Raw genomic sequence first — 21,973 nt, 5'->3', positions numbered from 1 at the left:
CGGTGGCTCGCGTGGGGTGCCTGAGGACGCCTATCCGACCTGACGCCGGCACGCCATGATGGCGTCGTGACGATCTGGCTGGAGAGGTTCACCACGCACGGCGACGGGCCCCGGCTCGCCGTCAAGGACGCCATCGACGTCGCCGGGTCTCCGACGACGCTGGCCTGCCCGGTCATCAGTGACCAGGCCACGCCCGCCGAACACGACGCCCCCGTGGTCGCCGCCGCCCGCGCGGCCGGCGCCCGTATCGTCGGCAAGACCAACCTGACCGAGCTGTGCCGCGCCGCCGACGGCGTCAACCCCTGGACCGGCACGCCGGAGAACCCCCTCGACGCGGAGCGGGTGCCGGGAGGTTCGTCCAGCGGCTCCGCGGTGGCGGTCGCGCTGGACGAGGCGGATGTCGCACTCGGCACCGATACGGGCGGATCCGTACGCGTCCCGGCGGCGTGCTGCGGGATCGTGGGTCTCAAGACCACGCATGGACGTGTGCCCCTCCAGGGGGTCTTTCCGCTGGCGCCGTCACTGGACACGATCGGGCCGCTCGGTCGAGACATCGCCGCCGTGACGCTCGGCATGTCGCTGATCGAGGCCGGCTTCACCCTGGACCCGTACGACTCCGGCGTGATGATCGGCCGGCTGCGGCCGGTGGGAACGATCGTCGCGCCCGAACTGGACGCCGCCGTCGACGCCGCACTCGATGCCGCGGGCCTGATCTTCTCCGACGAACCGGCCGACTGCTGGCCGGCGGCGCTCGTGGCGGGCAACACCCTGATCCTCGGCGAGGGCTACCGGGAGCACCGGAGCCTGCTCGCGTACCCCGACCGCATGAGCGACCGGATCCGCCGCCGCATCGAGCGCGGTGAGCGGGTCACCGACGGGACACTCGACGAGGCGTACGCGACCCGCACGGCGCTGCGGGAGTACCTCGCCAAGCTCTTCGAGCGGTACCCGCTGCTGGCCCTGCCAACGATCTCGCAACCGCCGCCACGTCTCGGCGTCGAACGCGACGTGGACCTCACCGCGCTGACCTTGCCGTTCAACGTGTCGGGCGACCCGGCGCTGGCCCTGCCGATTCCGGTGGAGGGGTGGGACCTGCCGGGCTCACTGCAACTCGTCGCGCCGGCGAACGAAGAGGGCCGGTTGCTGGCCGCCGGAGCGCTGATCGAGGCGGCACTGCGCTGATGGGCCCGGTCCGGACGTTCGGCCACGGTACGGCGTCAGAGGAGGAGATCGTCGGCCTGCTGCGGGACGGCGGGGTGGAGCTGGTGGTCGACGTGCGTACGGCGCCGGGCAGCCGCCGCAACCCGCACGTGTCGCGGGCGTCGCTGGAAAACTGGCTGCCGTCGCGTGGGTTCGCCTATCGCTGGGACAAGCGCCTCGGCGGGTTCCGGCGACCGCAGCCGGACTCGCCGGACGTCTTCTGGCGGCAGGAGATGTTCCGTGGTTACGCCGCTCACATGCGTACCTCCTCGTTCGCCGAGGCGATCGACGAACTGCTCGCCTTCGCCGGTGAGCAGACGGTGATGTGCAGCGAGTCGGTCTGGTGGCGATGCCATCGCCGGATGATCGCGGACTTCCTCGTCCTCGTCCGCAAGCTCCCGGTCGAACATCTGATGCACGACGGGCGCCCGGTACGCCATGAGCCGACACCAGGCGCGCGGCTGCGCGATGACGGGTTGCTCGTGTACGACGCCGGCCAGGAGCCACTGCTGTGATCACGCAGCCGCTATGTCGGTCTGCGGTGCAGGTGCAGCGTTCCTGCGGTCGCGGCTCGGGCGTTTAGGTCGCATTCGTCCTCGACCAGGTCGTCGCGGGGTCTTGCGGCGATTGCCGTCTGGTCAGCCGAAGCGAAGTCGTCCACGTCTCGCCGTCGGGGGTGAGGGCGCCGTCCATCTCGACCGCTTGTACCCGGCCGGTGGTGGTGAAGCCAGTCGAACTCCACCTGGAGATTTCACGGCCTGCAGGCTTGACCAATGGATGGTCGCTTCCCGGTTGCCGCTTGGCCAGCCGGTGGAGTCGGCGTCTTGGGGAGCGGAGTGGCCCGAGGAGTGTCCGGCGGTGGGCGGGGGTTTGTGAACCGAACGGGGTGCGTTTCGTTTCCGGTCGAGGTCGTGTGGGTCGGGTCGATGGGGGGGTGCTTGTGCGGCGGGTTGTCGTGGAGCCCGATCGGCGATGGTCAGCCGATGAGGTCGGCGTCGAAGGGGACGAGCGGAGGAGTCCAGGGTTCCATGGTCGGCGGAGGTGAGCGCGCCGCCCGTGAGTGCTCGATCTCGACGGACTGTGCGCGAACGGTGGTGCTGGGATCACCTCAGCTGAACCCCGCCTGGAGATCCACGGCGAGTCGGTCCCATTCGGTGCCGGTTTGTCGCTTCGCCTGGTTGGCGTCTGGTCAGCCGGTGGGGTCGGCGTCGAAGGGGACGAGTAGGGAGCGGAGGAGTCCGGCGAGTGTTCGGCGGTCGTCGGGGGTGAGGGAGCCGAGCAGATCGCGTTCGCGTTCGACCAGGTCGTCGAAGGCGGCGTCGACGCGCGTACGCCCGGCGTCGGTCAGCCGTACGAGCACGCCGCGTTTGTCCAGCGGGTCGGGGCTGCGCCGGACCAGTCCGGCGGTCTCCAGACGGTCGATGCGGTTGGTCATGGTGCCGGAGGTGACCAGCGTGGCGCGGAGGAGTCTTCCGGGGCTGAGCTCGTAGGGTGGTCCGGCACGCCGTAGCGCGGTCAGGACGTCGAACTCCCAGGACTCCATGTCGTGCGCCGTGAACGCCGCGCGCCGCGCGCGGTCGAGGTGCCGGGCCAGCCGCGAGACGCGGCTGAGGACATGCAGGGGCTCAGTGTCGAGATCTGGCCGCTCCGTGCGCCAGGCCGCGACCAGGCGATCGACCTCGTCCTCCACAACGGATCACCCTACCTGTCTTGACATCGAGATATCTAGCCAGGATCATCTGTCTTGATGTCAAGAGATATTTGGAACCCGCAACAGTACCGCGCGTACGCCTCCCATCGCGCCCGCCCGTTCTTCGAACTGCTCAGCCGGGTCGACGTGAACGCCCCCACGTACGTGGTCGACCTGGGCTGCGGCCCGGGCGAACGAACCGCCGACCTGGCCGCCCGCTGGCCGGGAGCCGTCATCGAGGGAGTCGACAACTCCACCCAGATGATCACGGAGGCCCGGCGAATGCTCCTTGAGCGCTCTGAGTCTCGCCTGGGCACGGCGGATGCCGGTGTTGTCGAGTCGGACGCGGACAATGCCGGGGTGGAGCGGGCAGAAGAAGCGGAGAGCCCGGTCGGTGCGCGCGATGTCGGCCGGCGTCCTCGGGATGGTGGCTCTGGTCGAGGCGCGACGCCTGATCCGGCCGGGGCGGAAGCTGGGGTGTTGTCGGGTTCACCGGTGGGCGGGCTTGCAGATGCCGGAGTAGGTACGGGGCCCGATGTCGAGACGTCACCTGGGTCCGGTCACCAGGATGGTGGCCTCGGTGGCCTCGGTGGCCTCGGTGACCTCGGTGGCCTCGGGGATGCAGGGGGTGGACTGCGGTTCTCGGTTAGCGATCTTGCCGAGTGGCTGCCGGAGCGGCCGGTCGACGTGATCTTTTCCAATGCCGCCCTGCAGTGGGTACCCGGCCACCAGAAGCTACTGCCGCGGTGGGTGGAGGCTCTTTCCCCGGAAGGCCGGCTGGCGTTCAGCATGCCTGGGAATTTCGACGCCCCGAGCCACCGCATACTCCGGGAACTGTGCGATTCCGCGCGCTGGCGGGACCGGCTCGGCAAGGTGAACCGTCACAACATCGTCGGGGACCCCGCCGACTACTTCGAGCTGCTGAGCGACCTGGGGTGTGACGTCGACGCCTGGGAGACGACCTACCTTCAGGTGCTGCACGGCACCGACCCGGTACTCGAATGGATGAAGGGCACCGCGCTGCGCCCCGCCCTGGACGCCCTGCCCGAGGAGGGGGAACGCGAGGAGTTCCTCGCCGAACTGACACTCCTGCTCAGAGATGCCTATCCACCCGGCCCGCACGGCACGCTCTTCCCGTTCCGCCGCATCTTCGTCGTCGCGGGCCGGCCGGGCACCACGCCCACCGCCGCCCGATCCTCATAGCGGCCGGCCGGCATGCATCCCCAGTCACTGCGAGCGCCACGCCCCCGCCGACGCCCGTTACAGGAGTCGGGACCACACCGATCCACACCGCACGACTCGGCCCCGCTCGCAGTGGCAGGCAGCGCGCCACCGCCGACACGGGAGCGAGTGCCGCTGTGGCGCGGGTGGGGACGTGAATGTGGTGCGCGTGCCGGCGTGGCGGAGGCCGAGTACCAGTGTGATGGGGGAGGGGTGCGGATGGCCTGGCCGCACGGCATGTTCTGGTTTGGCAGGGCAGATCCGGCTCCGGCCATGCCGGTCAGCCGGCCGAACTGCGTGGGGGAGCTGCGGGCCGGAACGGCCGCAAGGCGTTCCGGCTTGGCCGGGATCGACCTGATTCATTCCCGTACGGGCCGACGGGTAGCGGGGTGCAGGTGTGGGTGGCGGTGTGGCATGGCGCGAGACATGTTCCTGCGTCGCAGGGCAGAACCCGGCTCAGCCCAGCGTGCCGCGGTGGACCCGGGGACCGATCTGCGGCGGGCGCTTCGGACGAGACGGCCGCAAGGTGTGGTCGACCTGGTCGAGCCAAGCCGGTTCGGCGGGGCGAGGGGCGGGACGCTCGCGAGTGGTCTGGTCTGGGAGATCTGGTCCCGGTACGACTCAGCCAGGGGTTGGGGCGGTCGGTGCGGAAGAGGAACTGGCGCGACGCGAGGTGTGGGCGAGTTCGGCTCGGCTTGGTCAGGTCGGCGCGACTCAGGTCGATACGACTCAGCAGGCCGGGCAGCAATGGTAGAGAGACGGTCGCGAGCCATGGCCGGATCAGGCTTCGGCCCGACTTCGCCGACCCCGACTTGCCCAGGTCCAACGTGGTCAAGCCCGACTTGCCCAGGCCCAACGTGGTCAGGCCCCGGTTTGGTCAGGCCCGGTTTGGTCAGGCCCCACGCGGTCAGGCCCCGCTTGCCCAGGCCAGGTTTGGCCGGGAGCTACCTGGTCAGGAGCGATCTGGTCAGGTCGGCACGACGAGCACGGTGTGCGCCGGTGTACGGACGGGCGGGTCTTGGTCAGGGCGGCCTCGTTCAGGCGGCAATGTTTATGGCTCCGTTCAAGGCAGGCCGTGTTCAGGCAGGCCTGGTTCACGTCTGCGCGGCTCAAACAGGCGCGGCTCAAGCGGACGCGGCTCGAGCGGACACGGCTCGAGCGGACACGGCTCGAGCGGACGCGGCTCAAACGGGCTCGGCTCGAGTGGCTGTGGCTCAGGTGGGTGCGACGCAGTTCAGGTCCTGGTACGGCCTGGGTGGTTTACCACCGATCCCTTTCCCCCGAAGGAGTGGATGCGATGACTCTGCTGGCCGGTATTCATCACGTGCAGCTTGCCGCGCCCCATGGCGCCGAGGCGCGGATGCGTGACTTCTACGTTGGGATCCTCGGGCTCGCCGAGGTGCCCAAGCCTCCCGTGCTCGCCGCGCGGGGAGGTATCTGGTTCGCGGCGCAGGGGATCCAGATCCACATCGGTGTCGAGGACGGCTTTCGGCCGGCGCGTAAGGCGCATCCCGGCATTCTTGTTCGCGATCTCGGGGCCATGGCGCAGCGGCTCCGGGCGGCAGGTCATGAGATACGGCCCGACGACCTGCTGCCCGGATTTCGGCGCTTCTACGTTGATGACCCCGTCGGCAACCGGCTGGAGCTACTCGAGCCGGTCGCCTGACCCCGCCCCTACGACGTGTCCGACAGATCGCGTTCGTAGCGGGCGGTGTCCAGGTGGCGCTTCGCACGGCCGAGGAGGGCGCCGACCGGCGACGCGTCGGTCTGGACACCGCGCAGCCGGACAGGGCCTTGTCAGACACGTCCTAGCCCGAGCGCGACCGCTCGGCGACCAGCTCCCAGTCGGCCAGGATGTCGAGAAGAATTCCGAGCACCCGGCGTAGCTCCTCGACGTGGTCGGCCTTGCGGGTGGCGCGTTCGAAGCCGTTTTCGCCGAGCTCCAGGTCCAGCACAGCCTCTTCGAGGCTTTCGGCGAACCTGCGAGCCGAGGAGTCCGCGTCGTTGTCGTCCGCCTGGCGGGCGTGCTGCTCGTCGACGAAGCGGTCCATCTCCGCCCGTAGCCGTGCCCAGTTGACGTGTCGTCGTCCGTGGCCGGGATCGCTGTGCCGCATGAGTCGTCCTTTCGCTGGAGTTCATGCCCTGAACGATAGGACGAGGGTGTGACAACGCGACCACGGTGAGTCAGACGGGTTCGGGTTCGATCCCCGATCGGCGGGCGGCGCGGGCCGTCTCCTTGGCCTCTTTCGCCGCCTCCTTGGCCTTGGCCTTGAGGTCCTTCTGGCGGGCCTTGTAATCGGTGGTGAGGTACGGCTTCGGCTCCAGCCCGGACAGGCCGTTCCACGCGAGGTTCACCAGATGTGCGGCGACCTCCTCGCGCTTGGGCTTGCGGACGTCCAGCCAGTACGTGCCGGTCAGGGCGACCATGCCGATGAGGGCCTGGGCGTACAGCGGGGCGCTCTTGGGGTCGAAACCCTTGTCGCGGAACTCATCGCCGAGAAGGTGCTCGACCTGGCCGGCGATGTCGCTCAGCAGGCTGGCGAACGTGCCGGTCGCCGAGGCGGCGTGGGAGTCACGTACGAGGATGCGGAATCCCTGGCTGCTGTCCTCGATGTACTCCAGCAGGGCCAGGGCCGCGCGTTCGATCTTCTGCCGGGGATGCCCGCCGACCAGCGACTTCGTCACGGTCTCCAGCAGGTGTTCCATCTCGCGGTCGACCACGACCGCGTACAGGCCCTCCTTGCCCCCGAAGTGTTCGTACACCACGGGCTTGGAGACCCCGGCCACGGTGGCGATCTCCTCGATGGAGGTGCCGTCGAAGCCACGTTCGGCGAACAGGGTCCGGCCGATGTCGAGTAGTTGCTCCCGTCGTTCTTTGCCGGTCATGCGCTTGCGACGGGACCGGGGGGGTTCACTCACATCATCAATTGTGACGGTCACACTTTCTCCTGGCTCGGCGGCTCTACGACGAGAGACCGCCGGCGGTGCCGTGCCGAGGTGGGCTGATTCGGGGGAGTCCAGCTCACGGAGGTGACAAGGACCTCCGTGAGCGTCAGGACCGCGCGCGCCGGGCGGCCGGTATCGGCCGCCGGCGGCGTCAGTGAACTGGTTAGTTCTGCTTACGATATCTGCTTCGAGGCCAGCCGGTCGGCGTTCGGCCACCGTACGTCCCACGCCCAGCCGAGCTTCTCGAAGGCCCAGATCGTACGGGCGCTGCTGTCGAGCTGGCCCTTGAGCACGCCGTGCCGGGCGCAGGTCGGGTCGGCGTGGTGCAGGTTGTGCCAGGACTCGCCGAAGGACGGGATCGCAAGCCACCACACGTTGCGGGACTTGTCCCGTGCCTCGAACTCCTCCTCGCCCATGACGTGGCAGATCGAGTTGATGGACCACGTGACGTGGTGGAGGAGGCTGATCCGTACGAGCGAGCCCCAGAAGAAGCCGGTGAGGACGCCCCACCACGACATGGTGATCAGGCCGTCGAGCGCGGCGGGGAGCAGCAGCGAGATGGCCACCAGGCCGGGGAAGAAGCGGCTGATCTTCTTCATGTCCTTGTCGGCGACCAGGTCGGGGCAGAACTTGTCCGGGGAGGTACGCGCGCTGTCGAACAGCCAGCCCATGTGGGCCCAGTAAAGGCCCTTGGTGAGCGCACGCCAGTCGGTGCCGAAGCGCCAGGGCGAGTGCGGGTCGTTCTCCTGGTCGGAGTACTTGTGGTGGCGCCGGTGTACGGCCACCCAGTCGATGACGCTCATCTCGATCGACAGGCCGCCGGCGATGGCCATCGCGATGCGCAGCGGGCGCTTTGCCTTGAACGAGCCGTGCGTGAAGTGCCGGTGGTATCCGACGGTGACCCCGAGGCCGGAGATGGCGTAGAAGACGAACATGATCGCCAGGTCGGTCCAGCCCAGGCCCCAGCCCCACGCGAAAGGTACGGCCGCCACCACGGCGAGGAGCGGAACCGCGATGAAGATGCCCATCAGGACCTTCTCGAAGTTGCCCTTGGGCGTGAGTTCGATCTCGGGCCTGGCTTGTGGCCTGGGAGGGGCGGACGATGTTCCTACCGGGGCTACGGTCATACGGTCCTCCTGTTGGGCGCGAAACTTACGGCTACGCAACCGTAACCTACGGAGGCGTAGGTTATGCAAGATGCCCCCCTGGATTAGGCTAAACCTGTCGCGTTAGTCACACAGGGGTTACCAAGTCGCAAGCCGGTCATTTGTGACGTAAGCCCCGCACGAGGCGGCATGGATCCGGCGTCCCGCCGGCCCCGGGAAACCGGGGCATCCAGCGATCAATCCGGGGCCTCCGTAGGCGGGGGCAGCCGCTATCGTTGGGTGGTGCCAGAGCGGCGATGATGTCCGCCTTGCAATCCGGCGTGGTGAAATAGGCATCACGGAGGGTTTTGGTCCCTCTATTTCTGGTTCGAGCCCAGACGCCGGAGCCCAGACGTCCGGAGTCCAGGCGCCGGGGGATGGGAAACCCGCGGATCGACCGCGCCGAACCAGTACTCCGCGCCGCGCGTACAGACGGCCCCCTGAACGGTATCCTTCGGGTGTCGGGCGGGTAACGATCCTGCGGCCCCGATGTCTCCGCAGGTCCGAGCCCAGCGGAGGGGTCTCTCCGCACCCGGCTGGCCCTATCAGCGACGCCGAGGAGTCTCCTCCAGTGACCGGAGTGAGCGACCAGGCGCACCCATGTCGTGACCACATCGCCGAGCCCTCGGGCAAGGTTGTCGCATGAGCGAGCACAGCGTGCCCGGCCATGCCTCCGGTGAGCGAGGGCTCGTGAGTGTGCGGGGCGAGCGGGTGGGTGAGGGCAGGGCTCCTGGCCGTACCTCCGGTGAGGGAGGGCTCGCGAGCGAGCGGCGCGTCGGTGAGCACAACGCCTCCGGCCACGCTCCGGCGAAAGAGGGCTTATGAGTGAGCGAATCGGTGAACACAGCGCCCCTGGCCACACCTCCGACGAAGGAGGGCTCATGAGCCCAAGCCGCCCTGCTGCCGTAATCGTCCTCGCCGCCGGCGAGGGCACCCGGATGAAGTCCCGCAAGGTCCCGAAGGTCCTGCACGAACTCTGCGGCCGCAGCATGGTGGGGCACGTCCTCGCCGCGGCGCGTGATCTCAAGCCCCAGCGGCTCATCGCGGTCGTCGGCCACGACCGCGACAAGGTGATCGCGCATCTCGCCGAGGTCGAGCCGGACGCGCTGCCGGTCACCCAGGCCGAGCAGAACGGCACCGGGCACGCCGTACGAATGGTCCTGGAGGCCGTCGGCGCGATCGAGGGCACCGTCCTGGTGCTCAACGGGGACGCACCCCTGCTGCGCGGCGACGTCCTCCACGAGCTGCTCGCGACGCACGAGCGTGAAGGCAACGCCGCGACGATCCTGACCGCCGACGTGCCCGACCCGACGGGCTACGGCCGCATGATCCGTGCGGGTGACGGCTCGGTGAGCGCGATCGTCGAGGAGAAGGACGCCTCCGCGGACGAGCGCGCGATCACCGAGATCAACATCGGGATGTACGCCTTCGACGGCGGCCTCCTGGGCGCCGCCCTCGGCAAGGTGACCACGGACAACGTGAAGGGTGAGGAATACCTCACCGACGTCGTCACCATCCTTCGCGACTCCGGCCACCGCGTGGGCGGAGCGCTGGACCGGCGGTGGACCGGCCCGCTGGGGGTCAACGACCGGGTACAGCTCGCCGAGGCCCGGCGCCTGATGAACGATCGCGTCCTCGAGACCCACATGCGCGCCGGGGTCACGATCGTGGACCCGGGATCCACCTGGATCGACGTCCAGGTGACGCTGGAGGCGGACGCCCTCATCAAGCCGGGCACCCAGCTGCACGGCACCACGCACATCGCCGCCGGTGCCGAGGTCGGCCCCGGCTGCACGCTCACCGACACCGCGGTCGGCGAGGACGCGGTCGTCGTGAACGCCGTCTGCGACGGGGCCGAGATCGGCCCCGAGGTCAGCGTCGGCCCCTACGCCTACCTGCGGCCGGGTACGAAACTGGGCCGCAAGGCCAAGGCCGGCACGTACGTCGAGATGAAGAACGCCGTGGTCGGCGCCGGCAGCAAGGTCCCGCACCTCAGCTACGTCGGCGACGCGGAGATCGGCGAGGGCTCCAACATCGGTGCCGCCTGCGTCTTCGTCAACTACGACGGCGTCGAGAAGCGCAAGAGCGTGGTCGGTGACCACGTGAAGGTCGGCAGCGACAACATGCTCGTCGCCCCGGTGAACATCGGCGACGGTGCCTACACGGCCGCCGGCTCGGTGATCACCAATGATGTGCCGCCGGGGGCGATGGCGGTGGCCCGTTCCCGTCAGCGTAACGTCGAGGGCTGGGTCGAGCGCAGGCGTGCTGGTACGCCCTCCGCCGAGGCGGCGCGCCGTGCCCAAGAACAGCAGAGCGAGCGGGGGGACTGACGCGTGACCGGGATCAAGACCACGGGTGAGAAGAAGCTGATGCTCTTCTCGGGCCGTGCCTACCCCGAACTGGCCGAAGAGGTGGCCGAGGCGCTCGGCGTCGAGCCGACGCCCACCTCGGCGTACGACTTCGCGAACGGTGAGACCTTCGTACGCTTCAACGAGTCGGTACGCGGCTCCGATGCGTTCGTACTACAGAGTCACACCGCGCCGATCAATCAGTGGATCATGGAACAGCTGATCATGGTGGACGCGCTCAAGCGCGCGTCGGCCAAGCGGATCACCGTGGTCGCACCGTTCTTCGGCTATGCGCGGCAGGACAAGAAGCACCGGGGCCGTGAGCCGATCTCGGCCCGGCTGATGGCCGACCTCTTCAAGACCGCGGGTGCCGACCGGCTGATGGTCGTCGACCTGCACACCGCGCAGATCCAGGGCTTCTTCGACGGCCCGGTGGACCATCTGTTCGCGCTGCCGATCCTTACCGACTACATCAAGGAAAAGCTCGACACCGACAGCGTCTCCGTGGTCGCGCCCGACGCGGGACGCGTACGCGTGGCGGAGCGCTGGAGCGACGAGCTCGGCGGCGCCCCGATGGCGATCATCCACAAGCGGCGCAGTCCCGACGTCGCCAACGAGGTCAAGGTCTTCGACGTCGTCGGTGAGGTCAAGGACCGCACGTGCGTCGTGGTCGACGACATGATCGACACCGGTGGCACGATCGTGAAGGCGGCCGAGGCGCTGTTCGAGGTGGGCGCGGCCAAGGTGGTCGTCGCCGCCACACACGGTGTGCTGTCGGGCCCCGCGGTCGACCGGCTGAAGAACTCCCGTATCTCCGAGGTGGTTCTCACCAACACCCTCCCGATACCGGACAACAAGCGTTTCGACAAGCTGACGGTGCAGTCCATCGCCCCGCTGCTCGCCCGAGCGATCAGTGAGGTGTTCAGCGACGGCTCCGTGACCAGCCTGTTCGGCGGTCACAGCTGAGATCGGCGCCCTCTCGGCACGAAACGGAATGGCGATCGGCTAGACTTCCTAGACCGTGTGCGTCCGACGCTGTGCCGAAGGACTTTGATGACCCGAGTCCGTGCGCCGCGAGGAGCACCGATATTTCGACTGATCCCGTCGACGTTGTACTGACAAGCATTATCCAGCGAGGAGTTTTGCCGTGTCCGAGGTAAGCATCGCCGCCGAGCCCCGCACCGAGTTCGGCAAGGGCCCTGCGCGGCGCACTCGCAGGGCCGGCAGGGTGCCCGCCGTTCTGTACGGCCATGGCACCGACCCCCGTCACATCTCGCTGCCGGGCCATGAGCTGATGCTCGCGCTGAAGTCCGCCAACGTGCTGCTGCGTCTGCAGGGGCTCGACGGCGGCGAGGAGCTGGCACTGCCCAAGGACGTCCAGCGTGACCCCCTCAAGGGCTTTCTCGAGCATGTCGACCTGATCGTCGTGACCAGCGGCGAGAAGGTCACCGTTGAGGTCCCGATCCAGCTGACCGGAGACATCGCGCCGGACGGCATGCTCGACCAGCAGCTCATCCAGGTCTCGCTCGAGGTCGAGGCGACCCACATCCCTCAGTCCGTCGAGGTGAGTGTCGAGGGCATGGTCGTGGGCGACGCCATCCACGCCAAGGACCTCAAGCTGCCCACCGGTGCGACGCTCGACGCGGAGGACGACACACTCGTCCTGCACGTCATCGCGGCACCGACGGCCGAGCAGATGGAGGCCGAGCTCGGTGAGGGCGAGGCAACCGAGGCCGGTGCCGAGACCGACGGTGAAGGCGCCGCCGGCGAGGCCAAGTCCGAGGGTGACGAGGAGTAAGGCTCGCGAGTGCGATGGGCGCCCCTTCGGGGGCGCCTTTCGTGTTGAGGGCGTGTCCGGCGGATCGCGTTCGTAGCGGGCGGTAGGACAGGATCTGGCGGACATGCCATCTACTGGAGGATCGATCGATGCCCTCGGATGACCCGTGGCTCGTGGTCGGCCTTGGCAATCCCGGCCCCGACTACGCCGGTAACCGGCACAACGCCGGGTTCATGGTGCTCGACGTCCTGGCCGCCACGGCCGGCGGCCGCTTCAAGTCCCACCGGGCACGGGCCGACGTCGTCGAGGGGCGCCTCGCCGGCCATCGGGTGGTGCTCGCCAAGCCGAAGTCGTACATGAACGAGTCCGGCGGGCCGGTCAGGGCCCTTTGTGACTTCTACAAGGTGCCGCTCGACCGGGTCATCGTCGTCCACGACGAGCTGGACATCCCGTACGGCACGCTGCGGCTGAAGCGCGGTGGCGGCGACAACGGGCACAACGGCCTGCGCTCGATTACCAAATCTCTGGGCGGGCGTGACTACCTCCGTGTACGGTTCGGCATCGGGCGGCCTCCTGGGCGGATGGACGCGGCGGCGTTCGTGCTCCGGGATTTCTCGGCCACCGAACGCAAGGAGCTGGACCTGAACACCGACCGCGCCGCCGACGCGGTCGAGGCGCTCCTCACCGAGGGGCTCGACCGGGCACAGAACACCTTTCACACCGAGCCGTAAGTACACCAGGCGTCACGGAGCGTCAGGTAACACGCGCAACCGGGTTATAGGCGCCGATGGGGACATATGGGCCCTGATGGGTTTGACCTGCGCCAATGGGACCGATGATGCTGATGCGTCCCCGTATGAGCGAAGTGAACTCTAGGATGTGTGTCACACGTAGTACGGACACGTGAACCTCAGATGGCTAATGGGCGTCATGGTCTTAGATGGACAAATGTGACGTCTCGGCAAGGGGTGAGATGGCGCTCGTCGATGAGGCGCGCCCGAGGGTTCGGACCGCCGCAGGCAGCAGAGAACAGGTCGAGGCCTGGACATCCCGCTATGCCCGGCAGGCGTTCACCCTCGACTTCGTGGCCGCGCTGCTCGGCGGTCTCATGGCGTTCGGCATCCGCTTCCGCTATCCCTCGATCAGCAACCCCTGGAGCACCCCGTACATCGTGCTCAGCCTCGGGCTGCCCTTTCTGTGGACCGGTGCACTCGGGCTGGGGCGCGGGTACGAACGACGGCTGTTCGGCGTGGGGCCCGAAGAGTTCCGCCGCGTCCTGCAGGCCGGCTTCGCACTGACGGCGCTGGTCGCGATCCTCGCGTACGCCACGAAGACCGAGGTCGCGCGTGGTTACGTCGTCGGCGCCCTGCCTCTCACGACCGCCTTCGGTCTGTACGGCCGCTACGCGCTGCGCCAGCGGCTGCATCGGCGGAGAAAGAACGGCGACTACATGCGGCGCGTCGTGGCCGTCGGGCACCGCGCCGCCGTGGCCGACCTGATCCGCCAGCTGCGCCGCGAGCACTATCACGGCATGCAGATCGTCGCGGCCTGCCTGCCGATGATGCTCGCCAGAGGCGAGGACGCGGTGCGCGAGATCGAGGGCGTACCGGTCGTCGGCGACTTCGACGGCGTCGGTGACGTCGTCGAGGAGACCGGTGCCGGCACGGTCGCCGTGCTGGCCTGCCCAGAGCTCGACGGCGTCGCACTCCGGCGCCTCGCGTGGCAGCTGGAGAAGGACAATGTGGACCTCGTGGTCGCGCCGGCGCTGATGGAGGTCGCCGGCCCCCGCATCTCGATCCGGCCGGTCGCGGGCCTGCCGCTTCTGCACGTCGAGCACCCGGAGCTGTCCGGCGGACGCCGGCTCGCCAAGACGATCTTCGACCGCACCGTCGCGAGCGCCGCCCTGATCTTCCTGTCGCCCCTGCTGGCGTCCATCGCGATCGCGATCCGCATGGGCAGCAACGGCCCGGCGCTGTTCCGGCAGGTTCGCGTCGGCCGCGACGGCCGCGAGTTCACCGTGCTCAAGTTCCGTACGATGATCGCCGACGCCGAGCGACGTAAGGCCGCGCTGGTGCAGTACAACGACCACGACGGCGTCCTGTTCAAGATCAGGAATGATCCGCGCGTCACTCGCGCGGGTGCCTGGCTACGCCGCTACTCCCTCGACGAGCTGCCGCAGCTGATCAACGTGCTGCGCGGCGACATGTCGCTGGTCGGGCCGCGCCCGCCGCTGCCCGACGAGGTCGCCAAGTACGGCGACGACGTACGCCGCCGCCTCGTCGTACGGCCGGGCATGACCGGTCTGTGGCAGGTCAGCGGCCGGGCCGACCTCTCCTGGGAGGAATCCGTCCGCCTCGATCTGCGTTATGTGGAAAATTGGTCTCTGACTCTGGATCTTCAGATCCTGTGGAAGACCTGGTCCGCGGTCTCCCGCGGCTCCGGCGCCTACTGACGTAGAGAGAAGTCCGTGACGCAAGACGACCATGCCCTCGCCCGGGATCTGGCCACCGAGGCGGGTGCGCTTCTGCTGCGGCTGCGCGCCGACCGCGGTTTCGCCGACACGAAGGCTCTGCGGGACGCGGGTGACCGCGAGTCCCACCTCTATCTGATGGACGCGTTCAAACGACTGCGCCCCGATGACTCCGTCCTCAGCGAGGAGGGCAGGGACGAGCTGTCCCGCCTCGACGCCGAGCGCGTGTGGATCGTCGACCCGCTCGACGGCACGCGGGAGTACGCCGAAGAGGGGCGGGGAGACTGGGCCGTCCACGTCGCCCTCTGGGAGCGGTCCGCCCTGACCGCGGGCGCGGTGGCACTGCCCGCCCAGGGCCGTACGCTCTCCACCGCCGAGCCCGTCGCCCTGCCGGACGTCGACACCGCGCATATCCGTGTGACGATGAGCCGGACCCGGCCGCCGGAGTTCATCGACCGGCTCGCCGAGCATCTCGACGCCGACGTGGAGTTCGTGCCGATCGGATCGGCCGGCGCCAAGGTGGCCGCGGTGCTGCTCGGCGAGGTCGACGCGTACGTCCACGCAGGCGGCCAGTACGAATGGGACTCCGCCGCACCGGTCGCCGTGGCCCACGCGGTCGGTGCCCATGCCTCTCGGATCGACGGGTCGCCACTGGCCTACAACCAAGAGGACACCAAACTGCCCGATATCCTGGTGTGCCACCCGGAACTGGCGCCGTCGCTGCTCGCCGGCATCCGGGCGGTCCTGTAAGAACCGACCCGGGAGCGTTTCTCGATGCAGCGCAGCACAGCGGACGCGCGTGACTACCGGACGTCCCAGCTCGACGTCCTCGAAGCAGAGTCGATCCACATCATCAGAGAGGTCGCGGCCGAGTTCGAACGGCCGGTCCTGCTCTTCTCCGGCGGCAAGGACAGCATCGTGATGCTGCGCCTGGCGGAAAAGGCCTTCTGGCCTGCGCGGATCCCCTTCCCGGTGATGCACGTCGACACCGGCCACAACTTCCCCGAGGTCATCGAGTACCGCGACCGGCGGGTCGCCGAGCTCGGCATCCGCCTGGTCATCGCCTCGGTCCAGGAGTCCATCGACAAGGGCCGGGTGGTCGAGGAGACCGGGCGGCGGGCCAGCCGCAACCGCCTGCAGACCACGACCCTGCTCGACGCCATCGAAGAACACCGCTACGACGCCGCGTTCGGCGGCGCGCGGCGTGACGAGGAGAAGGCGCGCGCCAAGGAGCGGGTCTTCTCCTTCCGGGACGACTTCGGCCAGTGGGACCCCAAGAGCCAGCGTCCCGAGCTGTGGAACCTCTTCAACACCCGGATCCGCCAGGGTGAGCACATCCGGGTGTTCCCGCTGTCCAACTGGACCGAGCTGGACATCTGGGCCTACCTCAAGCGGGAAAAGCTGGAGATCCCCTCCATCTACTTCGCCCACAGCCGCGTGGTCTTCGAGCGCGACGGCATGCTGCTCGCCGACAGTCCGTACTCCAACCGGGGCGACGACGAGCCGGCCTTCGAGACCATGGTCCGTTACCGCACGGTCGGCGACATGAGCTGCACCGGCGCCGTCGAGTCGAGCGCCACCGGCCTCGACGAGGTGATCGGCGAGATCGCCGCCACCCGGATCACCGAGCGCGGCCAGACCCGCGCCGACGACCGTACGAGCGAGGCCGCCATGGAAGACCGCAAGCGCGAGGGGTACTTCTAGTGAGCGGGGACCGACTCCGACGAGCGAGCGGAGTGTTCGGCGCCGCGGAGCAAGCCGGACGCGGAGTGAGTGAGGAGCGGTGAGGGACCAGTGAGCGGGGACCGACCCCGACGAGCGAGCGGAGTGTTCGGCGCCGCGGAGCAAGCCGGACGCGGAGTGAGTGAGGAGCGGTGAGGGACCAGTGAGCATGGACATCCTGAGGCTTGCCACCGCGGGATCGGTGGACGACGGGAAGTCGACGCTGATCGGGCGGTTGCTGTACGACTCCAAGTCGATCTTCGAGGACCAGATGGAGGCCGTCGAGCGCACCAGTCGCGACCGCGGCGAGGAGTACACCAACCTGGCCCTGCTGACCGACGGCCTGCGCGCCGAGCGCGAGCAGGGCATCACGATCGACGTCGCGTACCGCTACTTCGCCACGCCCAAGCGCAAGTTCATCATCGCCGACACCCCCGGGCACATCCAGTACACCCGCAACATGGTGACCGGGGCGTCAACGGCCGACCTGGCGATCATCCTGATCGACGCGCGCAAGGGGCTGCTGGAGCAGTCGCGGCGGCACGCGTTCCTGACCACGCTGCTGCGGGTGCCGCACCTCGTGCTCGCGGTGAACAAGATGGACCTGGTCGACTACGACCAGGAGAGGTTCGAGGCGATCAAGGACGAGTTCACCTCCTTCGCCGCCAAACTGGCGGTCGGTGACCTCACCTTCATCCCGCTCTCGGCGTTGCACGGCGACAACGTCGTGGACCGGTCGGCGAACATGCCCTGGTACGACGGGCCGTCGCTGCTCCACCACCTGGAAAACCTCCACATCGCCTCGGACCGCAACCTCATCGACGTGCGGTTCCCGGTGCAGTACGTCATCCGCCCCCAGGCGTCGACCGACCCCGAGCTCCACGACTACCGCGGCTACGCGGGGCAGGTCGCGGGCGGCGTGCTCAAGCCGGGCGACGAGGTCATGCACCTGCCGTCCGGGCTGACCACCCGGATCAAGCGGATCGACACCGCCGACGGGCCGATCGACGAGGCGTATCCGCCGATGTCGGTGACGCTCCTCCTCGAGGACGACATCGACATCTCCCGCGGCGACATGATCTGCCGCCCGAACAACCGGCCACAGGTCACCCAGGACATCGAAGCGATGATCTGCTGGATGTCCGACGAACGTGCCCTCACCCCGCGGACCAAGCTGGTGATCAAGCACACCACGCGTACCGCCCGCACGATGGTCCGTGACCTGCACTACCGGCTCGACGTCAACACTCTGCACCGTCACGAGGACGCCGAGCGGCTGGAGCTCAACGAGATCGGCCGGGTCAACCTGCGGGTCACCCAGCCGCTGTTCGCCGATGACTACGGCCGCAACCGCTACACCGGCGGCTTCATCCTCATCGACGAGTCGACGAACGCCACCGTCGCGGCCGGCATGATCATGGACAACCGCTGACCGTCCTCGGCGCCGGGCCCAGGGGAAATACTGTCGGCAAAGCCGGGCTGTGGCTTCGCCTGGGTGCCGATCTCGACGGCGCCCCTGCGGCGTGGCGTTACGGGGTGTGGCCCGGAGGGAAGCCGCCGGTGGCGATCGGGCCCCAGGTATCGATGGTGATGCGGATCAGCGACTTGTTCTGCCGGTGCATGGCCTGGCGGTATTCGTCCCAGTCGGGGTGCTCGCCGGCGATGCAGCGGTAGTACTCGACGAAGTCGTCCTCGGCCTCCGGCATGTCGAGCACCTCGGCGTGGCCGTCGACCTGGACGTACGGGCCGTCCCAGGCGTCGGAGACCACGCAGATCGAGACGCGCTCGTCGCGGCGGGCGTTGCGGGTCTTGGCGCGCTCGGGATAGGTGGCCACCAGGATCCGGCCCTCGCCGTCCACGCCGCAGCTGACCGGGGACAGCTGCGGGCGCCCGTTGGATCGGGTGGTCGACAGCAGGCCGTGGTGGCGCGGGCGGAGGAAGTCGAGCAGCGCGTCGCGGTCGACCTTGTCGGCGGTCGCGATCTTCGGAGACATTCGCATTCGCCTTCCGGTCCGGGGCCCCGTTGTCCGAAGAGCCGGGTCGATGGGTCAGCTTCGATCTTGTCATGTCGCGGAGACGGCCCCGCCGCAGACCCTAGGGCTGGAGAGTGGCGAGGAGCTCAGGGAGCCTGCCGAGGGCCTTCGCGCCCTGGATGGGGTCGGTGTAGTCGCGGCTGTGGACGATCTGGCCGTCCCGGACCGTGATGACCATGAGGAACGACAGGACGAACGGCTCACCCGTCTCCACGAGCCGGCCGTGCAGGTCGTACTCCGTGATGATCACCTCCGGGTCGGTGGTCTCGTGGATCACGACGTTGGCCAGTCGCTGGTACGTGCGGACCGCGGACCCGGCCTTGAAACGCGCCCGCAGCTCCTCGCGGGTCGTCTCGATCCGTGCCGGATAGAGGGCGGCGGCGGAGAACGGCATCTCGATGACGACGTCAGAGCCGTAGCAGTCGGCCATGTCCTCCGGACGCCCGCTCGCGGCGGCGCGCAGGAACCGGTCGACGGTCTGACGTGGGCTGATCGCGGGCATGGCGATGCTCCTTCCGTGAGGCCGGGCGCGGATACAATCGGAGAGCGCGCCCCGGTTAATACCGTACCGGAGACTGCGCCCCGTTTGCGAGACAGCAGAGGAGAAGCGTGGAAGAGGGCAGGACGCTCCGGGCCGACGCACGCCGCAACCGGGAACGGCTCCTCGAGACCGCCAAGACCGCGTTCGCCGAGGACGGGCTCTCCGTGCCCCTCGACGAGATCGCGCGCCGGGCCGGAGTCGGGCCGGGCACGCTCTACCGTCACTTCCCGACCAAGGAGGAGCTGTTCGAGGCCGTCGTCCACGAACGGCTGCGCGGGCTCGTGGACGACGCGCGCGCCCTCCCCGGCACCGGGACCGCTCTGTTCGGGTTCATCGAGCGGCTGGTCCTCGACGCCGCGGCGAAACGGGACCTCGTCGACGCCCTGGCCGGCGCGGGCGTCGACGTGAGGACGACGGTGGCGGCGACCGCCGCCGAGCTGCGCGGCGAGATCGGCCGGCTGTTCCGTGGTGCCCAGGAATCCGGTGAGGTCCGCGCGGACATCGAGATCGCGGATCTGATGGCCCTGCTGTCGGGCCTGTTCTTCGCCCTGCGCTCCCGTACGAACGCGCAGGCGGACCCCGGGCGCGCCCTCGCCGTACTGTGCGACGGACTGCGCACGCACTGAACGCCGGGCCAGGCCGGCCGCGGCCCGGCAGGGCCCCGGCCGGCCCCGCCGTCAGCTCAGCGAGCCGAAGAAGGTCCGCAGGTCCGTGGCGAGGAGCTTGGGCTCCTCCGTCGCCATGAAGTGGCCGCCCACGGTGGGGCCGCGCCACTGGCGGAGATCGGGAAAGGTGCGTTCCGCGAACGACCTGGGCAGGTCGCGCATGAGCGGTTCGGCGCTCAGCGTTACCCCGGCCGGGACGGTGATGGGCGGGCGCGGAGGGTTTTGTTCCCAGTCGTAGTACTGACGGAACGACGAGCCGATCGTGCCGGTCGCCCAGTACAACGTGATCACGGTGAGCAGCTGGTCGCGGTCGAAGCGGCTCTCCAGGTCACCGCCGCAGTCGCTCCACGCGCGGTACTTGTCCACGATCCAGGCCGCCAGCCCGACGGGGGAGTCCATCAGGGCCGCCGCGATCGTGTCCGGGCGGGTGGCCATGATCTCGCTGTACCCGCGGTCCTTCTCGTCGAAGGCGTCGACGGCGTCCATGAAAGCGCGTTCGGCCGTGGAGAGGTCCTCCAGGTCGGTCGGCGCGCTCGGATGGATGACGTGGACCCCGGCCACGCTCTCGGGATGCAGGGCGCCCAGCCAGCCCGACACCGCGGCGCCGATGTCACCGCCGAAGGCGCCGTACCGGGGATAGCCCAGCACCTCGGTCATCAGCGTGTGCCAGGTCCGCGCGATGGCCTCCCGGGTCATCGGCCCGTCCGGCGGCAGCTCGGAGAACAAGAAGCCGGGAAGCGACGGGATGACCAGGTCGAACGCGGCGCCGGATCGCGCCTGGCCGGTCAGCAGGGGGATGAGCGGCAGCATCTCCACGAAGCTGCTCGGCCAGCCATGGGTGAGGATGAGCGGCAGGGGACCGCGCCCCGCACCACGGGCCGCCCGGATGTGCAGGAAGTGGATGCGCTGCCCGGCCACGTCGGCCGTGCGGTGCGGCAGCAGGTTGAGCGCGTTCTCGGTCTTGCGCCAGTCGAACCCGTCGGCCCAGTAGGCCAGCAGGGACCGCAGGTAGCCGGGGTCGGTGCCCGCCTCCCACGGCTCGGCGGCGGAGGCCGGGGTGAAGCGCGTACGTGCGATGCGTTCGCGCAGATCGGCCAGTACGTCATCGGGAACGTCGATGCGAAAGTCTGAGACAGACATGAGTCCTCCGGTAGGAGGGCGAGTCCCCCGGCGGCGGTCAGCGCGTGCGGGCCGCGAGGAGATACGCCCGGATGTCACGTTCGGCGATCATCGGGGCCACCTCCTCTCACAACGGGTGCTGACGTCGAGCATCCTGGCACGCCATCACCGGGTCACGCGACCGAATTGTCGCGGACCGAGCCGGGCCGCGGGTACGAGGCGTACCTGCGGCCCGGAGCGGTCAGAACGCCGATGGAGCGTCCGGCCCGGGGCCGCCACCAAAGGCGGTGCCGCTGGAGCCAGGGCCACCGGATCCAGGGCCGCCGAAGCCGGGCCCGCCAGAGCCGGGGCCATCAGAGCCGGGGCCGTCAGAGGTGTCCTGCCGCCGGCGCCACAGGAAGAAGCCGCCGCCGGCCAGCACGAGCACGATCACCACGCCGACGATGGCGTAGAGCAGGCCGTTGCCGCCTGAGTCCTTCTTCGCCGAGGCCACCGGGGCGGCGCTCGCGCCTGCCGTCTCGTCGCCCCCGGCCGACGCCTCCACGCTGGGCACGCCACTGGCCTTGTGCGTCGGCCCGGTCGAGGCCGCGTGCTTGGGGCTCAGCAGGTTGAGGAAGGACAGCACCTCCGCCTCGGGGGTGCCCGCCCTCATCGCCTGGGTGACCAGCCCGTTGACGCGGGAGCCGGAGATGTTGTTGGAGACGGCCTGCATCCGGCTGCCGCTCAGGACGACGTAGGTGGCCTTGCGGTTCGGCTCGTGCAGCAGCCTGCTGATGACCGGTGCCGTCGCGGTGCCGGCCGGCAGGACGACGACGCCCGCGCGGCCCGCGTCCTCGATGGCCTCACGCAGCTTGTCGAGGTCGGCGTCGGACTTGAGGTACGACGCGCTCGAGTCGACGTAGTAGCCGTCCTCGGAGACGGACTCCGCGACGAGCTCGGGGTCGACGCTCGCTGCGCGGGCCGGTACGGCGTGCCAGCCGAGGACCAGCAGCAGCGCGGCCGCCAGAAGGGCCGGCAACAGGGCGCGGCGAACGCGGATGTCCATGGGGGGTCAGCTCCTCGTCAAGTCTCTTGAATAGGCGAGCCTATCGACTGC

At 69.0% G+C, this 21,973-nt stretch carries 22 protein-coding genes and 1 pseudogene; 15 read left to right on the top strand and 8 right to left on the bottom strand.

All coding sequences use genetic code 11. The annotated features are described in order from the left end of the window. Positions 1-66: 66 nt before the first annotated feature. Entirely contained in the window at positions 67-1,182 is a 1,116-nt protein-coding gene (locus FB559_RS06940) for an amidase (protein WP_141954481.1), read from the top strand. Beyond that, positions 1,182-1,715 (top strand): DUF488 domain-containing protein, encoded by a 534-nt coding sequence (locus tag FB559_RS06935; protein ID WP_141954479.1) that lies wholly within the window; start codon positions 1,182-1,184, stop codon positions 1,713-1,715. Before FB559_RS06940 ends, FB559_RS06935 begins: the two co-directional genes overlap by 1 nt. A 674-nt stretch (positions 1,716-2,389) precedes the next feature. On the opposite strand, the gene FB559_RS06930 is transcribed toward FB559_RS06935, so the two are convergent. Next, positions 2,390-2,890 (bottom strand): MarR family winged helix-turn-helix transcriptional regulator, encoded by a 501-nt coding sequence (locus FB559_RS06930; RefSeq protein ID WP_141954477.1) that lies wholly within the window; start codon positions 2,888-2,890, stop codon positions 2,390-2,392. A gap of 57 nt (positions 2,891-2,947) precedes the next feature. Here FB559_RS06930 and FB559_RS06925 point away from each other — a divergent pair, with 57 nt between their 5' ends. The 3 genes and pseudogenes from FB559_RS06925 (at position 2,948) to FB559_RS45285 (ending at position 5,777) form a co-directional block, all read left to right on the top strand. Continuing rightward, positions 2,948-4,093 carry a methyltransferase domain-containing protein gene (locus tag FB559_RS06925; protein WP_141954475.1) on the top strand — a complete coding sequence of 382 codons (1,146 nt, stop codon included), beginning with the start codon at positions 2,948-2,950 and terminating at the stop codon, positions 4,091-4,093. Positions 4,094-5,102: 1,009 nt separating this feature from the next. Continuing rightward, positions 5,103-5,324, top strand: a pseudogene (locus FB559_RS46610) (pentapeptide repeat-containing protein); the annotation flags it as partial. 84 nt (positions 5,325-5,408) lie between these two features. Then, entirely contained in the window at positions 5,409-5,777 is a 369-nt protein-coding gene (locus FB559_RS45285; RefSeq protein ID WP_246121393.1) for a VOC family protein, read from the top strand. A gap of 142 nt (positions 5,778-5,919) precedes the next feature. Here the strand turns inward: FB559_RS45285 and FB559_RS06910 are convergent, their stop codons facing one another. The 3 genes from FB559_RS06910 to FB559_RS06900 form a co-directional block, all read right to left on the bottom strand. Next, entirely contained in the window at positions 5,920-6,225 is a 306-nt protein-coding gene (locus tag FB559_RS06910; protein WP_141954473.1) for a hypothetical protein, read from the bottom strand. Positions 6,226-6,295: 70 nt separating this feature from the next. Next, complete coding sequence (locus FB559_RS06905) at positions 6,296-7,039, bottom strand: TetR/AcrR family transcriptional regulator (RefSeq protein ID WP_141961538.1); 744 nt, start codon at positions 7,037-7,039, stop codon at positions 6,296-6,298. A gap of 191 nt (positions 7,040-7,230) precedes the next feature. After that, positions 7,231-8,184 (bottom strand): acyl-CoA desaturase, encoded by a 954-nt coding sequence (locus FB559_RS06900; protein ID WP_141954471.1) that lies wholly within the window; start codon positions 8,182-8,184, stop codon positions 7,231-7,233. 660 nt (positions 8,185-8,844) lie between these two features. Between FB559_RS06900 and FB559_RS06895 the strand changes: the two genes are divergently transcribed. The 9 genes from FB559_RS06895 (at position 8,845) to cysN (ending at position 17,951) form a co-directional block, all read left to right on the top strand. After that, positions 8,845-9,027, top strand: coding sequence for a hypothetical protein (locus FB559_RS06895; RefSeq protein ID WP_141954469.1), 183 nt, complete (start codon positions 8,845-8,847; stop codon positions 9,025-9,027). Between the two features lie 56 nt (positions 9,028-9,083). Further along, the gene (glmU, locus tag FB559_RS06890; protein ID WP_141954467.1) at positions 9,084-10,532 is read left to right on the top strand and encodes a bifunctional UDP-N-acetylglucosamine diphosphorylase/glucosamine-1-phosphate N-acetyltransferase GlmU; all 1,449 of its coding nucleotides are present in this window, start codon (positions 9,084-9,086) and stop codon (positions 10,530-10,532) included. 3 nt (positions 10,533-10,535) lie between these two features. Further along, the gene (locus tag FB559_RS06885) at positions 10,536-11,516 is read left to right on the top strand and encodes a ribose-phosphate diphosphokinase (RefSeq protein ID WP_141954465.1); all 981 of its coding nucleotides are present in this window, start codon (positions 10,536-10,538) and stop codon (positions 11,514-11,516) included. Positions 11,517-11,697: 181 nt separating this feature from the next. Beyond that, a complete protein-coding gene (locus FB559_RS06880; RefSeq protein ID WP_141954462.1) occupies positions 11,698-12,348 on the top strand; it encodes a 50S ribosomal protein L25/general stress protein Ctc in 651 nt (216 codons plus the stop codon). Positions 12,349-12,476: 128 nt separating this feature from the next. Next, positions 12,477-13,058, top strand: a complete 582-nt coding sequence (pth, locus tag FB559_RS06875) for an aminoacyl-tRNA hydrolase (protein WP_141954460.1) — start codon at positions 12,477-12,479, stop codon at positions 13,056-13,058. 242 nt (positions 13,059-13,300) lie between these two features. Then, positions 13,301-14,779, top strand: a complete 1,479-nt coding sequence (locus tag FB559_RS06870) for a sugar transferase (RefSeq protein WP_141954458.1) — start codon at positions 13,301-13,303, stop codon at positions 14,777-14,779. Between the two features lie 15 nt (positions 14,780-14,794). Continuing rightward, complete coding sequence (locus FB559_RS06865) at positions 14,795-15,547, top strand: 3'(2'),5'-bisphosphate nucleotidase CysQ (RefSeq protein WP_141954456.1); 753 nt, start codon at positions 14,795-14,797, stop codon at positions 15,545-15,547. A gap of 24 nt (positions 15,548-15,571) precedes the next feature. Beyond that, on the top strand, positions 15,572-16,501 hold the full coding sequence (cysD, locus tag FB559_RS06860) for a sulfate adenylyltransferase subunit CysD (RefSeq protein WP_141954454.1): 930 nt from the start codon (positions 15,572-15,574) through the stop codon (positions 16,499-16,501). A 181-nt stretch (positions 16,502-16,682) separates the two neighbouring features. Beyond that, positions 16,683-17,951 carry a sulfate adenylyltransferase subunit CysN gene (cysN, locus tag FB559_RS06855; protein ID WP_141954453.1) on the top strand — a complete coding sequence of 423 codons (1,269 nt, stop codon included), beginning with the start codon at positions 16,683-16,685 and terminating at the stop codon, positions 17,949-17,951. Between the two features lie 97 nt (positions 17,952-18,048). Here the strand turns inward: cysN and FB559_RS06850 are convergent, their stop codons facing one another. Together FB559_RS06850 and FB559_RS06845 are read right to left on the bottom strand one after the other, a co-directional pair. Then, entirely contained in the window at positions 18,049-18,513 is a 465-nt protein-coding gene (locus tag FB559_RS06850; protein WP_141954452.1) for a PPOX class F420-dependent oxidoreductase, read from the bottom strand. A 100-nt stretch (positions 18,514-18,613) separates the two neighbouring features. Then, positions 18,614-19,054 carry a nuclear transport factor 2 family protein gene (locus FB559_RS06845; protein ID WP_141954451.1) on the bottom strand — a complete coding sequence of 147 codons (441 nt, stop codon included), beginning with the start codon at positions 19,052-19,054 and terminating at the stop codon, positions 18,614-18,616. 107 nt (positions 19,055-19,161) lie between these two features. On the opposite strand from FB559_RS06845, the gene FB559_RS06840 reads away from it, so the two are divergent. Beyond that, positions 19,162-19,719 carry a TetR/AcrR family transcriptional regulator gene (locus FB559_RS06840; protein WP_141954450.1) on the top strand — a complete coding sequence of 186 codons (558 nt, stop codon included), beginning with the start codon at positions 19,162-19,164 and terminating at the stop codon, positions 19,717-19,719. A 51-nt stretch (positions 19,720-19,770) separates the two neighbouring features. Here FB559_RS06840 and FB559_RS06835 read toward each other — a convergent pair whose 3' ends face one another. Both FB559_RS06835 and FB559_RS06830 read right to left on the bottom strand, forming a co-directional pair. Continuing rightward, entirely contained in the window at positions 19,771-20,898 is a 1,128-nt protein-coding gene (locus FB559_RS06835) for an epoxide hydrolase family protein (RefSeq protein WP_141954449.1), read from the bottom strand. A 220-nt stretch (positions 20,899-21,118) separates the two neighbouring features. Further along, positions 21,119-21,922 carry a hypothetical protein gene (locus tag FB559_RS06830; RefSeq protein WP_141954448.1) on the bottom strand — a complete coding sequence of 268 codons (804 nt, stop codon included), beginning with the start codon at positions 21,920-21,922 and terminating at the stop codon, positions 21,119-21,121. Positions 21,923-21,973 lie beyond the last annotated feature (51 nt).

Source organism: Actinoallomurus bryophytorum (assembly GCF_006716425.1).
GTDB classification, from domain to species: Bacteria; Actinomycetota; Actinomycetes; order Streptosporangiales; family Streptosporangiaceae; genus Actinoallomurus; species Actinoallomurus bryophytorum.
Note: the sequence above shows the minus strand (reverse complement) of the source record. Positions and strands in the feature narration are given on the sequence as shown.

Coding starts and splice junctions, on each gene's coding strand:
- FB559_RS06935 (WP_141954479.1), top strand. CDS start 1,182: ATGGGCCCGGTCCGGACGTTCGGCCACGGTACGGCGTCAGAGGAGGAG.
- FB559_RS06925 (WP_141954475.1), top strand. CDS start 2,948: ATGTCAAGAGATATTTGGAACCCGCAACAGTACCGCGCGTACGCCTCC.
- FB559_RS45285 (WP_246121393.1), top strand. CDS start 5,409: ATGACTCTGCTGGCCGGTATTCATCACGTGCAGCTTGCCGCGCCCCAT.
- FB559_RS06910 (WP_141954473.1), bottom strand. CDS start 6,225: ATGCGGCACAGCGATCCCGGCCACGGACGACGACACGTCAACTGGGCA.
- FB559_RS06900 (WP_141954471.1), bottom strand. CDS start 8,184: ATGACCGTAGCCCCGGTAGGAACATCGTCCGCCCCTCCCAGGCCACAA.
- FB559_RS06895 (WP_141954469.1), top strand. CDS start 8,845: ATGAGCGAGCACAGCGTGCCCGGCCATGCCTCCGGTGAGCGAGGGCTC.
- glmU (WP_141954467.1), top strand. CDS start 9,084: ATGAGCCCAAGCCGCCCTGCTGCCGTAATCGTCCTCGCCGCCGGCGAG.
- pth (WP_141954460.1), top strand. CDS start 12,477: ATGCCCTCGGATGACCCGTGGCTCGTGGTCGGCCTTGGCAATCCCGGC.
- FB559_RS06870 (WP_141954458.1), top strand. CDS start 13,301: ATGGCGCTCGTCGATGAGGCGCGCCCGAGGGTTCGGACCGCCGCAGGC.
- cysD (WP_141954454.1), top strand. CDS start 15,572: ATGCAGCGCAGCACAGCGGACGCGCGTGACTACCGGACGTCCCAGCTC.
- FB559_RS06850 (WP_141954452.1), bottom strand. CDS start 18,513: ATGTCTCCGAAGATCGCGACCGCCGACAAGGTCGACCGCGACGCGCTG.
- FB559_RS06845 (WP_141954451.1), bottom strand. CDS start 19,054: ATGCCCGCGATCAGCCCACGTCAGACCGTCGACCGGTTCCTGCGCGCC.
- FB559_RS06835 (WP_141954449.1), bottom strand. CDS start 20,898: ATGTCTGTCTCAGACTTTCGCATCGACGTTCCCGATGACGTACTGGCC.
- FB559_RS06830 (WP_141954448.1), bottom strand. CDS start 21,922: ATGGACATCCGCGTTCGCCGCGCCCTGTTGCCGGCCCTTCTGGCGGCC.